Annotated in this window: 12 protein-coding genes; 5 read left to right on the top strand and 7 right to left on the bottom strand. The window is 62.5% G+C overall.

All coding sequences use genetic code 11. The features are described from left to right. Positions 1–11: 11 nt before the first annotated feature. Positions 12–449, bottom strand: coding sequence for a MarR family transcriptional regulator (locus tag FHW75_RS14060; RefSeq protein WP_016711876.1), 438 nt, complete (start codon positions 447–449; stop codon positions 12–14). Between the two features lie 150 nt (positions 450–599). Further along, positions 600–2747, bottom strand: coding sequence for a DNA helicase RecQ (gene recQ, locus FHW75_RS14055; protein WP_161990054.1), 2148 nt, complete (start codon positions 2745–2747; stop codon positions 600–602). Between the two features lie 244 nt (positions 2748–2991). Here recQ and FHW75_RS14050 point away from each other — a divergent pair, with 244 nt between their 5' ends. The 3 genes from FHW75_RS14050 (at position 2992) to FHW75_RS14040 (ending at position 5622) form a co-directional block, all read left to right on the top strand. Next, positions 2992–3579, top strand: a complete 588-nt coding sequence (locus FHW75_RS14050) for a YecA family protein (protein ID WP_019099635.1) — start codon at positions 2992–2994, stop codon at positions 3577–3579. Between the two features lie 7 nt (positions 3580–3586). After that, positions 3587–3952 (top strand): YbaN family protein, encoded by a 366-nt coding sequence (locus FHW75_RS14045; RefSeq protein ID WP_025753879.1) that lies wholly within the window; start codon positions 3587–3589, stop codon positions 3950–3952. 311 nt (positions 3953–4263) lie between these two features. Next, complete coding sequence (locus tag FHW75_RS14040; protein WP_019099637.1) at positions 4264–5622, top strand: TolC family outer membrane protein; 1359 nt, start codon at positions 4264–4266, stop codon at positions 5620–5622. Between the two features lie 41 nt (positions 5623–5663). Here the strand turns inward: FHW75_RS14040 and FHW75_RS14035 are convergent, their stop codons facing one another. The 3 genes from FHW75_RS14035 to FHW75_RS14025 all read right to left on the bottom strand — a co-directional run bounded on the left by FHW75_RS14035 (position 5664) and on the right by FHW75_RS14025 (position 8924). Further along, positions 5664–6263, bottom strand: coding sequence for a tRNA-uridine aminocarboxypropyltransferase (locus FHW75_RS14035; RefSeq protein ID WP_019099638.1), 600 nt, complete (start codon positions 6261–6263; stop codon positions 5664–5666). 65 nt (positions 6264–6328) lie between these two features. Beyond that, entirely contained in the window at positions 6329–7894 is a 1566-nt protein-coding gene (locus FHW75_RS14030) for a PAS domain-containing methyl-accepting chemotaxis protein (RefSeq protein WP_027615324.1), read from the bottom strand. A gap of 136 nt (positions 7895–8030) precedes the next feature. After that, complete coding sequence (locus tag FHW75_RS14025) at positions 8031–8924, bottom strand: LysR family transcriptional regulator (RefSeq protein WP_016711883.1); 894 nt, start codon at positions 8922–8924, stop codon at positions 8031–8033. Positions 8925–9150: 226 nt separating this feature from the next. Between FHW75_RS14025 and speB the strand changes: the two genes are divergently transcribed. Together speB and FHW75_RS14015 are read left to right on the top strand one after the other, a co-directional pair. After that, positions 9151–10101 carry an agmatinase gene (gene speB, locus FHW75_RS14020; RefSeq protein ID WP_003254586.1) on the top strand — a complete coding sequence of 317 codons (951 nt, stop codon included), beginning with the start codon at positions 9151–9153 and terminating at the stop codon, positions 10099–10101. A gap of 133 nt (positions 10102–10234) precedes the next feature. Then, positions 10235–11614: a sodium:solute symporter gene (locus FHW75_RS14015; RefSeq protein WP_016711884.1), complete on the top strand. Its 1380-nt coding sequence runs from the start codon at positions 10235–10237 to the stop codon at positions 11612–11614. Between the two features lie 70 nt (positions 11615–11684). Here FHW75_RS14015 and FHW75_RS26820 read toward each other — a convergent pair whose 3' ends face one another. Both FHW75_RS26820 and ptrR read right to left on the bottom strand, forming a co-directional pair. Next, the gene (locus FHW75_RS26820; protein ID WP_009683677.1) at positions 11685–11813 is read right to left on the bottom strand and encodes a PA1414 family protein; all 129 of its coding nucleotides are present in this window, start codon (positions 11811–11813) and stop codon (positions 11685–11687) included. A 124-nt stretch (positions 11814–11937) separates the two neighbouring features. Beyond that, positions 11938–12831 carry a putrescine utilization regulator PtrR gene (gene ptrR, locus FHW75_RS14010; RefSeq protein ID WP_019099639.1) on the bottom strand — a complete coding sequence of 298 codons (894 nt, stop codon included), beginning with the start codon at positions 12829–12831 and terminating at the stop codon, positions 11938–11940. Positions 12832–12913: the final 82 nt, after the last annotated feature.

The raw sequence follows: 12913 nt of genomic DNA, 5'->3' as shown, positions 1-12913 counted from the left end.
CCCAAGGGCCCTCAGGATTTCTCGAGGTTGGCCAGAATCTTCGCATGCACCCGCATGCACACCTGCAAGTCCGCCTCGTCCACCCCGGTAAACAGCTCCACCCGCAGTTGGTTGGCAATGGTCTCGATCTGGTCGATCAGTGGCTTGGCTGGCGGGCACAGTACAATCTTCTTCGCCCGACGGTCCTCCAGCACCGCCTGCCGACGTACCAGCCCTTGCGCCTCAAGGCTGTCGAGCAGGCGCGCCAGGGTCGGGCCTTCAACGCCCACGCTCTGGGCCAGCTCACGCTGGGTCGGGGCTTCTTCGAAACGGGCCAGGTGCAGCAACACCAGCCAGCGCGCCTGGGACAGGTTGAGCCCGGCCAGGCGGCGATCCAGTTCGGCACGCCAACCCCGGGACATCTGGGCCAGCTGCATGCCAAAGCGGTGTTGGTTGTCGGTAAGGGGCATAAGCAACTCATTGAATGGATCTAATTATTAGGCAGCTAACCATGGCCGGCGCCACGAGGCAAGGCTCGGGCGCGCGGGCGTGTACGATAATCGTCAAAAAGCATGACAAAGGTCAGCGGATGGCGCTTCTGCCTTCGATCCTGCCGCCGTTTACAGCTCGAACTCCGCCGCCAACGCTGCACGCACGCAATACAGCACGCCCTCCGGCACCCGAGCGCCGAACAACGGCGCAATGGCCGACACCGCTGGCAGCTCGCCTTCGCCATCCAGGAAGGCGTCCTGCACTTCCATCAGCAGGTCTTCCGGCAGGTCGAGGGCCTGGTCCAGGCTCAGCTCCTGGCGGCCCAGTGCCTCGGCCAGCAGGCTATACACGTTCTTCTCGCTGCAGTTGAGCTGCCCGGCGATCTGCGCCGGCGTCATGCCGGCGCGCGCCAGGCTGACCAACTCGTGGCGCAGGTCGAGCACCACTTTCGGCGCCTCGTCGGTGCCGCCACTGTTGTTCAGCACTTCGAGGAATGCCTGGCCATAGCGCTCCAGCTTGCGCGCACCCACGCCGCTGACCTGGGCCATGTCGCTGAGGCTGACGGGCTGGCTGCGCAGCATTTCCAGCAACGTCGAGTCGGGGAAGATGACATAGGGTGGCACGCTGTGCTCCTCCGCCAGCTTGCGCCGCAAGGTACGCAGCGCTTCCCAGAGATCGCGCTCTTCGGCACGCACCAGTTGGCTGGCCGGGCTGCCGCCGCTGGAGGACGAAGCCTTGGCCGTGGTCTGCGGCTTGAGGTCGCGGCGCAATTGCAGGGTGACCTCGCCACGCAGCAGCGGCCGGCAGCTGTCGGACAAGCGCAGGCCACCATAGCCCTCCAGGTCGATATCGACCAGGCCGCGTGCCACCAGCTGGCGGAACAGCGAGCGCCACTCGACCTCGGCCAGGCCCTTGCCAACGCCGAAAACCGACAGCTTCTCGTGGCCGAAATTGCGTACCTTCTCGGTGTCCTTGCCCAGCAACACATCGACCAGGTGGCCGACGCCATAGCGCTGACCCGTGCGGAACACCGCCGACAGGGCCTGGCGGGCCGGCTCTGTGGCGTCCCAGGTCTGGATTTTGTCGACACAGTTGTCGCAATGCCCGCAGGGCTGTTCGAGGGTTTCGTCGAAATAGGCCAACAGAGACTGGCGGCGGCAGCGGGTTTCCTCGCACAGCGCCAGCATGGCATCGAGCTTGTGCTGCTCAATGCGTTTGTGGCGCTCGTCACCTTCGGAGTTCTGCAGCATCTGCTTGAGCATCACCATGTCCTGCAGGCCGTAGGCCATCCAGGCATCGGAGGGCAGCCCGTCACGGCCGGCACGACCGGTTTCCTGGTAATAGGCCTCAAGCGACTTGGGCAGGTCGAGATGGGCAACGAAGCGCACGTTGGGCTTGTCGATGCCCATGCCAAACGCAATGGTGGCGACCATGATCAGCCCTTCCTCGTTGAGGAAGCGGTGCTGGTTGGCCGCGCGCGTCTCGGCCGCCAGGCCAGCGTGGTACGGCAATGCCGGGAAGCCTTGGTCACAGAGGAAGGCGGCGGTTTCGTCGACCTTCTTGCGCGACAGGCAGTAGACGATGCCTGCGTTGCCGCGGCGCTCGCCCAGGAAGGCCATCAACTGCTTGCGCGGCGCTTCCTTGGGCACGATGCGGTAGAAAATGTTGGGCCGGTCGAAGCTCGAGAGGAAGCGTTCGGCGCCTTGCAGGTGCAGGCGCTGGACGATTTCCTCGCGGGTTCGCATGTCGGCGGTGGCGGTGAGCGCAATACGCGGCACATGCGGGAACAGCTCGGCCAACTGGCCCAGTTGCAGGTATTCGGGGCGGAAGTCGTGGCCCCATTGCGAGACGCAGTGGGCTTCGTCAATGGCAAACAGCGAAATGTCCAGGTCGCGCAGGAAGTCGAGCATGCGCGGCTGCACCAGGCGCTCCGGCGCCAGGTACAGCATCTTCACTTCGCCACGGCGCAGGCGCCCGGCCAGGTCACGCTGCTGCTCAGGTGTCAGCGTGGAGTTCAACGCAGCCGCCGGCACGCCCAGCTCGTCAAGGGTGGCAACCTGGTCATCCATCAAGGCGATCAGTGGCGAAACCACCACCGTCAGGCCGGGGCGCAGCAGCCCCGGTACCTGGAAGCACAACGACTTGCCGCCGCCGGTGGGCATCAGCACCAAGGCATCGCCGCCGTTGGCCACGCATTCGATGATTGCTGCCTGGCGCCCTCGGAAACTGTCGTAGCCGAAGATGTCCTTGAGAACGCGCTGAGCCTGTTCGAGCATGTGCAACTCCAAATCGCCGTACCATCCTGGAAACAGGCTGGACGAAAAACCCGCCCCGCATACGCCAAAAGCGTAAGCGGTTTTTGCCAGGCGACCGGTAAACCCTGCCCCTGGATGAAAAACCGCGGAGTATACCGCAGCACCGCACCGCGCAGGGCACCACGGCGATAGACGTTCCCTTTGCCCCGCTGCCGCTGCAAGGTGCTAGAATTCGTTATCGTTTATTCCCCAAGGTAGCCCTGTAATGTCCTTCGCCGAGCAACTGACCCGCCTGCAAGCCTTCCTCGACGCCGACGAGCTGCACGAAGAAGCGCTGGACTATGTCGCCGCACACGGCTACCTCACCGCCCTGTCGATCAATGCCGAGGATGTACCGGAGCGCGAGTGGATCGACGCCCTGTTCGCCGAAGAGCCGCACTACAGCAGCGATGCCCAGCGCACCGAAATCGAGGCGACGCTGGTTGCCCTCAAGGCGCACATCGCCCGCCAGCTGGCCAGCGACGACGAATTCGAACTGCCCTGCGACCTGGACCTGACCGACGAGCCGGACGATTCCGATCTGCGGGGCTGGTGCATCGGCTTCATGGAAGGCGTGTTCCTGCGTGAAGAAGCCTGGTTCGAGAACGCCGAAGAAGAAGTGAGCGAGATGCTGCTGCCGATCATGGTCGGCTCGGGCCTGTTCGACGAACAGCCAGAGTTCGCCGATATCGCCAGCAACGCCCACCTGCAGGACGACATGATCGTACAGATCCCCGAAGCGCTGACCGCGCTGTTCCTGCTGCTGCACGCCCCTGACGAAAAACCGGCGCTGCTCAAACCACGCCACCACTAATCTGCCTGTGCGCTACCTGCTGCTGGCCATCGGCTGGCTCAGCGTTGCGCTGGGGGTGTTGGGGATTTTCCTGCCGGTATTGCCCACCACCCCCTTCCTGCTATTGGCGGCAGCCTGCTTCGCCCGCAGCTCGCCGCGCTTTCACCATTGGCTGGTCAACCACCCCAAGCTCGGGCCGTGGATTCGCGACTACCTCAGTGGAGAAGGCATTCCCCTCAAGGGCAAGGTCTACGCCATCGGCCTGATGTGGGCCAGCATTGGTCTGTCGTGCTATCTGGTTCCCCTCTTCTGGGCGCGCGCATTCATGCTGACCAGCGCCGTGCTGGTCAGCCTGTACATCCTCAGACAGAAAACCCTTCAAAAGCCAAAGTGACATTTTTTTGTCGCCAAATATCACTTTCGCCTAACGGATACTTCCTTTATCCAGAATAATTCTGGAACCTCGCGAAAGCCTTGCAGACACTGGCTTTGTAAGCCTTACGCGCATTCGCCATCAGCACTTATTGGTGTCTTTTTTAGATAATAAAGATCTTATATGGCAATTTGATATGAATAAATCTTCTTACATATTGCGTTGAATGTACTTAGCTGTGTTGTTAAAAACCTGCAACACTATACGCGATAACATTATCGTCATTTTTTTGGCGAGCAGCAGGATCAATTCCAGGATCAGGGAGATGTACCATGCGCGTTTTGAACCCCATCACCAGTGCATTACTGTTGGCCCTGGCGAGTGCCAACGTACAGGCGATGTCGATCACCGAGGCCGTCCAGAGCGCCGTGGACTACCACCCACAAGTCAGCTCCAACCGCAACAGCAAGCTGTCGGCCGATGAGGACGTGAAATTTGCGCGTGGTGGCTACTACCCTTCCGTGGATTTGGTCGCTGGCTATGGCCGCCAGCGTTCGGACAACGCCACTACCCGTGCCGAGGGTAACCACAACAAGGAAACCCTCAACTACACCCAGTCCGAGCTGCGCCTGCGGCAGATGATCTTCGACGGCTTCAACACCTCGAATGAAGTGGGCCGTACCGAGGCAGTCTCCACCTCCCGTGCCTACTACACCCAGGCCGTTGCCCAGGATGTCGCCTTGCGTGCCGTGGAGGTGTACCTGGAAGTGCTCAAGCGCCGCGAGCTGGTAACCCTGGCCAAGAACAACCTGCAAGCTCACCTGCGCGTCAACGACCAGATCGGCCTGCGTAACGAGCGCGGCGTTGGCAGCACCGCCGACCTCGACCAGTCCCGCGCACGTCGCGCCCTGGCAGAAAACAACCTGGACACCGCCGAAGTCGACCTGGCCGATGCCGAGGCCAACTTCTTCAGCGTGATCGGCCGCATGCCGGACGAACTGGAAAGCCCGCAGACCATCAAGGCCGAGGTGCCTGACACCCTCGACGGCGCGCGCGACAGCATGCGTCAGAACAACCCCTACATCAAATCTGCCCAGGCTGACGTCAACGCGGCCGAGCAGCAGTACGAAGTGGGCAAGTCGACTTTCTACCCGCGCTTTGACGCCATTCTGGCAACCGGTGCCAACAACAACACCGGCGGCGAGAAAGGCCACAACAACAACGACTGGCAGGCCGGTGTAGAGATGAACTACAACCTGTTCCGCGGTGGCAGTGACAAGGCCCGCCTGCAGTCTGACGCGCACAAGATCAACCAGGCCCTGGACATCCGCAACAACGCCCTGCGTGAGCTGACCGAAAACCTGAGCCTGGCATGGAACGCCATGAACAACGCCAGCAAGCAGCTGCCGACCGCGCGTGAATATGCCGAGACCACCAAGCGCGTGCGTGCTGCCTACCAGGACCAGTTCGGCCTGGGCCAGCGTACCCTGCTGGACGTGCTGGACAGTGAAAACGAACTGTACAACGCCGACCGCCGCTACACCGAAGTGCGTTATACCGAGGAGTTCTCGCGCTACCGCGTGCTGGCGACCATGGGTGAGTTGCTGAGCAAGCAACACATCTCGCTGCCGCCAGAGGCCCTGGCTACCACTGAAGTACGCACCGAGGCGCGCCTGCCCGAGATGCGTTGATCGGGTTTGAGATTCGGGGGCCGCTTTGCGGCCCCCAGCCCTCACTCGGTGCCATGGTTACGCTCAAACGTCTCCATCCCCATCGCCTTGATCTGCCCCTCGATCAACGCCTCGAACGGCGCCAGCAGTGCATCGAAGCAGGCCGGCTGCTCCAGCGTATTCAATGCCCCCACCACCGCCTCGATAGTCGACAATGCCCCCGCTTCCGGCGCTTTGCGCAGCCGGTAACGTGAAGGCGTGACGGCCCCCAGGGTGACTCTCGGCAACCCCTGCAGCAACGGATTCATGTACAAAAGCTTGCGCGCCTTGCGCCAGGTGCCGTCGGGCACGATCAGCAGCAAGGGTTTGTCTTCGGCTTCGCTATACGCCGCGAGCACCTGGGCGTCGTCACCCGGGAATAGCAGAGCCGGCCGGTAACCGGGGGTCGCCAACAGTTCACTCAAGTCATCGAACACCTCTCCAATCCGCAACTCGGCATTGTTCAAGCCAAGGGCCGCGAGGCGCGCGGTGTTCAGGGCATGGGCCGTTTCACTGGGGTGCTGCAGCAGGATGACGCGGGTGCGGCTGTCGAGCGCGGGGATCAGTGGGCAGAGGCAATGGTCGAGCGGGCGCTGGCAGCGCTCGCAGCGGGGTCTGGGCATGGGGTTCTCCTTGGCGGAGACAGTTTGCCACAGAACCGGGGCCCGCTTGGCGGACCCCACTTCGCTTAACGATTGAACCGCTCCGCCAGGCTATGCAGGTACTCCGCCATGCGCTCAAGATCCTGGCTGATTTCAGCCCCCTGCCGTGCCTGCCCGGCACTCTGGTCGCACAGCTGGGCAATCCTCACGATCTGCTGGTTGATATCTTCGGCCACATGGCTCTGCTGCTCCGACGCCGTCGCCATCTGCTGGCTCATGCCGGTGATACGGCTGACCGCCTGGGCTATCCCGCTCAACGCAGCCTGCACGGCCTCGACACTGTGCACGCTGTCTCTCGAGATCTGCTCGCCCCGGCTGGCGGTGCTCACGGCCCGCTCTGCCCCTGCGCGCAGCGAGGCGATGATGTGGTGGATCTCATCGGTGGAAGCACGGGTGCGCTGGGCCAGCGAACGCACCTCATCGGCGACCACGGCAAACCCACGCCCTTGCTCGCCGGCGCGCGCCGCCTCGATGGCCGCATTGAGCGCCAGCAGGTTGGTCTGTTCGGCAATCGAGGTAATGACATCGACGACACTGCCGATCGACTGGGTCTGCTCGGCCAAGGCATTGACTGCCAGGCCAATGTCATTGACCGCATCGCTCATGCTGCCCATGGCCTTGAGGCTCTGCAGCGCCAGTTCGCTACCCTGCTGCGCCAACTGGTCGGCATCACCCGCCGCATGAGCCGTACTTTGCACGTTGTGGGTGACTTGCTGGATGGTCGCTGCCATCTGCGCGATGGCCGTGGCCGATTGGTCGGTTTCACTGCGCTGGCGGTCGAGCATCTGCGCCTGGGCGTCAGACAAATCGGACGACTGCGCCGCCCTCGACTTCACCCCTACCCCGGCATCCACCAGCCGAGTCAGGGCCGTTTGCAAGCGTGCTTCCTCGCTGATGATGGCGAGGTCAAGCTGGCCTTGCAGGCCCGGGTTGTCGCTGTAGGTCAGTGCCACCAGCGGGCTGGTGAAGGCCTTGGGGTGCTCGGCCAGCGTGCGGCGGATGGCTTGGTTCTGCCGGTGCTCGACCAGGTACCAGGCCAGCAGGAGGCTGGCCATCAGCACCCCGAGCGCGGCATAGGGCGGCAACCACAGGTAACCGGCTGCCGACAACAGGCCTGCGCCAATCAACGGCCAGCCATGGCCCAGCCCATGCCCCAGCCGCGCCGCCCATGGCACGGCAGCCCTGCCGCCCCGCAGGCGGGCATACAGCGCCTCGGCACGGCGGATCTGCTCGCGCGTGGGTACCGAGCGCACCGACTCGTAGCCACTGATGCGGCCCTGCTCGTAGATCGCCGTGACATAGGCGCTGACCCAGTAATAGTCCCCGTTCTTGGCCCGGTTCTTGACCACGCCCATCCACGGTTTGCCTTGCTTGATGGTCTCCCACATATGCCCGAATACCGCCGGCGGCATATCCGGGTGGCGCACCAGGTTGTGGGGTTGGCCGACCAGTTCGTCGTACGTGAAACCGCTGATCGCCACGAAGGCGTCGTTGCAGTAGGTGATGCGGCTGTTCAGGTCCGTGGTGGAAATCAGGCGTTGATCGCTGGAAAAGGTTCTTTCGTGCTCAGTGACGGGCAAATTCATGCGCATCTTGGGCGATCCTTGCAGGATGAAATGAGGGAAAATCATCAGCGCAAGTTGATATGTAGCAGAGCGCTATCAGGTTAGCGGTCTGCTTTTGCCGGAATTTAGCGCCTCCCGACGGAATGCATGAACACCTTGCTTCTCAGCCCACGTTGAGCTGGCTTTTCAGCAGGTCGCGGAAGGTCTGGATCAAGGGTTCACGGCTACGCCCGCGACGGATGATCAGCGAAAACGGGGCCTGGTAACCAAACGTCGATGGCGACAGCACACGCAAGTCGCCCTTGTCGACCCAGGCCTGGGCGTAATGTTCGGGCAAATAGCCGATATAGGCCCCGGACAGAATCAGGATCAGTTGCGCCTCCATACTCTCCACCGTCGCCGCGCTGTGCTTGAAACCATGCCGGGCCAACTCGGCCTGGCTCCAGTAGCCACGCCCGACCATGCGTTGCTGCGTCACCACCGGCTCAGGGATACGCCGCTCGGTATACAGCGGGTGACGGCTGCTGCAGTACAACCAGTGCTGCTCACGGTACAACGGCTGGTACAGCAGGCCGCTCATGCGCGAGGAGAATGCGCCAATGGCCAGGTCCAGGCGGTTGTCCTGCACACCCAGTTGCAGCTCGTAGGGGCTGGACACCGACAGGTGCAGGTGCACTGCCGGGTGCTCCTGGCTATAGGCGCCAATGGCTTCGGCCAGCGGCAAGGCCCGGTCACCGACCGTGGAGTCGATCACCCCAAGGTTGAGGGTGCCGCGCAGTTCACCCTTGAGGGCAGCGGCATACTGCTCGAAGCCGTCCAGCTCGGCCAACAGGCGCAGGGTTTCCTGGTGGAACAGTTCGCCTTTGCTGGTGAGGCTGAAGCCGCCCCGGCCACGGTGACACAACACGATACCCAAGGCCCCCTCCAACTGGCTCATGTAAGTACTGATGGCCGAGGTTGAAAGGTTCAGCTCGCGCTGGGCGTTGGCAAAGCCCTGGTGGCGCACCACGCTGATAAAGATGCGCAGCAGTTTCAGGTCGGGCAAGGTCGAGGCCATGGTGCAACGGTTCCGCAGGGGTATTTGCGCGCAGTCTAACCGCTCTGCCCGCCTTTAGTTCAGAAATTCCTGAACTAAGTTTTTGTCGGTAGCGATTCTTCCCCGCCACTACCTTCAGCAGACTTGGCCGAAATGTCCCTGCCCGCCGGCAAAACCACACTTGAAATGGCGCGCGGCGGCACAGGTTCGAACAAACAGAACAATCGACCGACTGATGAGGCCCACCGTGGACAAGACTCTCCACCAACCACTGGGCGGCAACGAAATGCCGCGTTTCGGCGGCATCGCCACCATGCTCCGTCTTCCCCACCTGCAGAGCGCCGAAGGCCTGGATGCCGCCTTCATTGGCGTGCCGCTGGACATCGGCACCTCGCTGCGCTCCGGCACCCGCTTCGGCCCACGGCAGATTCGCGCCGAGTCGGTGATGATCCGCCCGTACAACATGGCCACCGGTGCTGCACCGTTCGACTCGCTGTCGGTGGCCGACATCGGCGACGTAGCGATCAACACCTTCAACCTGCTGGACGCCGTGCGCATCATCGAAGAAGCGTATGACGAGATCGTCGAGCACAATGTCATCCCGATGACCCTGGGTGGCGACCACACCATCACCCTGCCGATCCTGCGCGCACTGCACAAGAAGCACGGCAAGATCGGCCTGGTGCACATCGATGCCCACGCCGACGTCAACGACCACATGTTCGGCGAGAAGATCGCCCACGGCACCACCTTCCGCCGCGCTGTGGAAGAAGGCCTGCTCGATTGCGACCGCGTGGTGCAGATAGGCCTGCGCGCCCAGGGCTATACCGCTGACGACTTCAACTGGAGCCGCCGCCAGGGTTTCCGTGTGGTGCAGGCCGAAGAGTGCTGGCACAAGTCGCTGGAGCCACTGATGGCCGAAGTGCGGGAAAAAGTCGGCGGCGGCCCGGTTTACCTGTCGTTCGACATCGACGGCATCGACCCGGCCTGGGCACCTGGCACCGGCACCCCGGAAATCGGCGGCTTGACCACCATCCAGGCGATGGAGATCATTCGCGGCTGCCACGGCCTGGACCTGATCGGCTGTGACCTTGTCGAAGTCTCCCCGCCTTACGACACCACCGGCAACACCTCGCTGCTCGGTGCCAACCTGCTGTTCGAAATGCTCTGCGTGCTACCGGGCGTAGTGCGTCGCTAATACCGCTACACCCCGGCAGGAGCCATGAGGGAGGGCCACTGAGGCCCGCCAACAACACGACAAGACCGCCGGGCGCCGTGCAACCGCCCGCGTGGTCGATCTCGCCATAATAAAGATAATCGGGAGACCCCCAATGGCCTTGGACATCATTGTTGTAATGATTTATACCGCCGGCATGCTCGGGCTTGGCTGGTATGGCATGCGGCGCGCGAAAACCCACGAAGACTACCTGGTAGCCGGGCGCAACCTCGGCCCTGTCTTGTACATGGGCACCATGGCCACGACCGTGCTGGGTGGTGCTTCTACCGTTGGCACCGTACGCCTGGGCTACGTCCACGGCATTTCCGGTTTCTGGCTATGTGCAGCCTTGGGCCTGGGCATCATCGCCATCAACCTGTTCCTCGCCAAACCGTTGCTGCGCCTGCGCATCTTCACCGTGACTCAGGTGCTGGAGCAGCGCTACAACCCGACCGCTCGCCAGGCCAGCGCCGTGATCATGCTGGCTTACGCGCTGATGATCGGCGTGACCTCTACCCTGGCCATGGCCACCGTACTGCAAGTGCTGCTGGACCTGCCATTCTGGGCCTCGCTGATGCTCGGCGGCGGTGTAGTGGTGCTGTACTCCACCATTGGCGGCATGTGGTCGCTGACCCTGACCGACATCGTGCAGTTCGTGATCAAAACCGTCGGCCTGATGTTCATCCTGCTGCCAGTGTGCCTGTACAAGGCCGGTGGCTGGGACACCCTGGTGGCCAAGCTGCCGGCGGCCAGCTTCCAGCTGACCACCATTGGCTGGGACACCATCATCACCTACTTCCTGATCTACTTCTTCGGCATCCTCATCGGCCAGGACATCTGGCAGCGGGTGTTCACCGCCCGTGACGAGAAAGTCTGCCAGCGTGCCGGTACCACCGCTGGTGTGTACTGCGTGCTGTACGGCCTGGCCTGCGCCGCGATCGGCATGGCTGCACATGTGCTGATGCCCGACCTGGCCAACCCGAACAATGCGTTCGCCGAAATGATCAAGACCACCCTGCCCGATGGCATCCGTGGCCTGCTGATGGCGGCAGCGCTGGCAGCCATGATGTCCACCGCCAGTGCCGGCCTGCTGGCGGCCTCGACTACCGTGACCGAAGACCTGCTGCCCAAACTGCGTGGCGGCAAGCAGTCGAGCCTTGGCGTCAGCCGCCTGTTCACCCTGCTCACCGGCCTGGTGGTACTGGGTATCGCGCTGATGGTGAACGACGTGATCAACGCACTGACCCTGGCCTACAACCTGCTGGTCGGCGGCATGCTGATCCCACTGATCGGGGCGATCTTCTGGAAGCGTGCGACCACCGCCGGCGCCATTGCCAGCATGTCGCTGGGCTTTGCCACCGCGCTGCTGTTCATGTTCAAGGACGGGCTGGAGGCCAATACGCCGATCTACTACAGCCTGGCTGTTGGCTTGGTGAGCTTTGTGGTGGTTAGCCTGATGTCCCGTAAACCCGTCGGTGCAGTGAATCTGGCCTGACAGGCAATAAACAATCAGCAGACACAAAAAGGCCGCTGCACCTACTCAGGTGCAGCGGCCTTTGTTTTTGTCAGCGACGACGCGGCTGGCGCTTGCGCTGCTCTTCATCAGTCGGGATCGGCACCGGCTGCAAGGGTGGTGGAATCAGCCCCAAGGCAACCGCCAGGTCGTGGAGCCAGTTGGACAGTGGTTTATTCATAATGCCCCCTTGACGGGTCAGCCTCACGGCAAATCAATCCTGCGATGTTTCATACAGATCATAGCCCGATGTCCTGTATTACGCATGCTTCTGATCTTACAGATAAGGGCCATTTTGACGCGGATCAAGCCGTAACGGCGCATTCCGACGACTGGTTAATCGTTTCGCTTTGTTGCAGGTCGATCCATGCCTGCAAATTGGCACCGCGCATACCCTGACGCCACATCAGCCAGGTGACCGCCTGATCGAACGGTGCTTGCAGACGGTGCACCCTTACCCGGTCGCGCCCTGGCAAGCTGTCGAGCATCGACTGGGCCATCATCGCCACGCCTGCGCCGGCAATCACGCAGGCCAGCATGCTCTGGTAAGACTCGATCTCCATGACCCGGCCCATAGGGGTATGCGCATGGGCATACCAGGCCTCCAGGCGCATGCGGTACGAGCAGCCCTGGCGGAACGTGAACACGGCCTTCCCTGCCACATCCTGGGCGGTATGCACTGCCGGGTGCTCCGGGCTGGTGATCAGCACCAGATGCTCGTCACACAACGGCACACCATCCAGCCCGGCCAGGTTCAGCGGCCCATCCACCAGGGCAGCATCCAGGCGGTGGCTTAGCAAGCCTTCCAGCAGCTCGCCGCTAGGGGCAGCGCGCACCTGCAGGTTCACCGCCGGGTAGGCCTGGTGGTAGCGCGCCAGCAACGCCGGCAAATGGGTTGCCGCCGTGCTGTACATGGTCCCCAGCACAAAATCCCCGGCCGGCTGGCCGCCCCGTACGGCAGCCAGCGCCTCGTCGCGCAAGGCCGACATGCGGTGTGCGTAGTCCAGCAGCACCTTGCCCGCTGGCGATAGCTGCAGGCGCTGGCGTTCACGCAGGAACAGCTCGACGCCCAGTTGCTCTTCCAGTTGGCGCAGGCGCGTCGACAAGTTTGACGGCACCCGATGCAGACGCTCTGCGGCACGGGTGACCGAGCCTTCCTCGGCAACGGCCTGGAAGATACGGAGCTGGCTGAATTCCACGGCATTCTCCAAAACAGAACAACTTGATCATCATTATTCAATTTTATTGAAAAAGAAACCGCCCTAACCTGCCGACTATCGC

It is taken from the genome of Pseudomonas sp. OG7, from assembly GCF_014192825.1.
GTDB classification, from domain to species: Bacteria; Pseudomonadota; Gammaproteobacteria; order Pseudomonadales; family Pseudomonadaceae; genus Aquipseudomonas; species Aquipseudomonas monteilii.
This window is presented reverse-complemented; position numbering and strand designations above follow the sequence as displayed.

Bases quoted from the DNA above. Each gene is read 5' to 3' on its own strand.
- FHW75_RS14025 (WP_016711883.1), bottom strand. From the start codon at position 8,924: ATGGCCTCGACCTTGCCCGACCTGAAACTGCTGCGCATCTTTATCAGC.
- FHW75_RS14015 (WP_016711884.1), top strand. From the start codon at position 10,235: ATGGCCTTGGACATCATTGTTGTAATGATTTATACCGCCGGCATGCTC.
- FHW75_RS14050 (WP_019099635.1), top strand. From the start codon at position 2,992: ATGTCCTTCGCCGAGCAACTGACCCGCCTGCAAGCCTTCCTCGACGCC.
- FHW75_RS26820 (WP_009683677.1), bottom strand. From the start codon at position 11,813: ATGAATAAACCACTGTCCAACTGGCTCCACGACCTGGCGGTTGCCTTG.
- recQ (WP_161990054.1), bottom strand. From the start codon at position 2,747: ATGCTCGAACAGGCTCAGCGCGTTCTCAAGGACATCTTCGGCTACGAC.
- FHW75_RS14040 (WP_019099637.1), top strand. From the start codon at position 4,264: ATGCGCGTTTTGAACCCCATCACCAGTGCATTACTGTTGGCCCTGGCG.
- FHW75_RS14035 (WP_019099638.1), bottom strand. From the start codon at position 6,263: ATGCCCAGACCCCGCTGCGAGCGCTGCCAGCGCCCGCTCGACCATTGC.
- FHW75_RS14030 (WP_027615324.1), bottom strand. From the start codon at position 7,894: ATGCGCATGAATTTGCCCGTCACTGAGCACGAAAGAACCTTTTCCAGC.
- FHW75_RS14060 (WP_016711876.1), bottom strand. From the start codon at position 449: ATGCCCCTTACCGACAACCAACACCGCTTTGGCATGCAGCTGGCCCAG.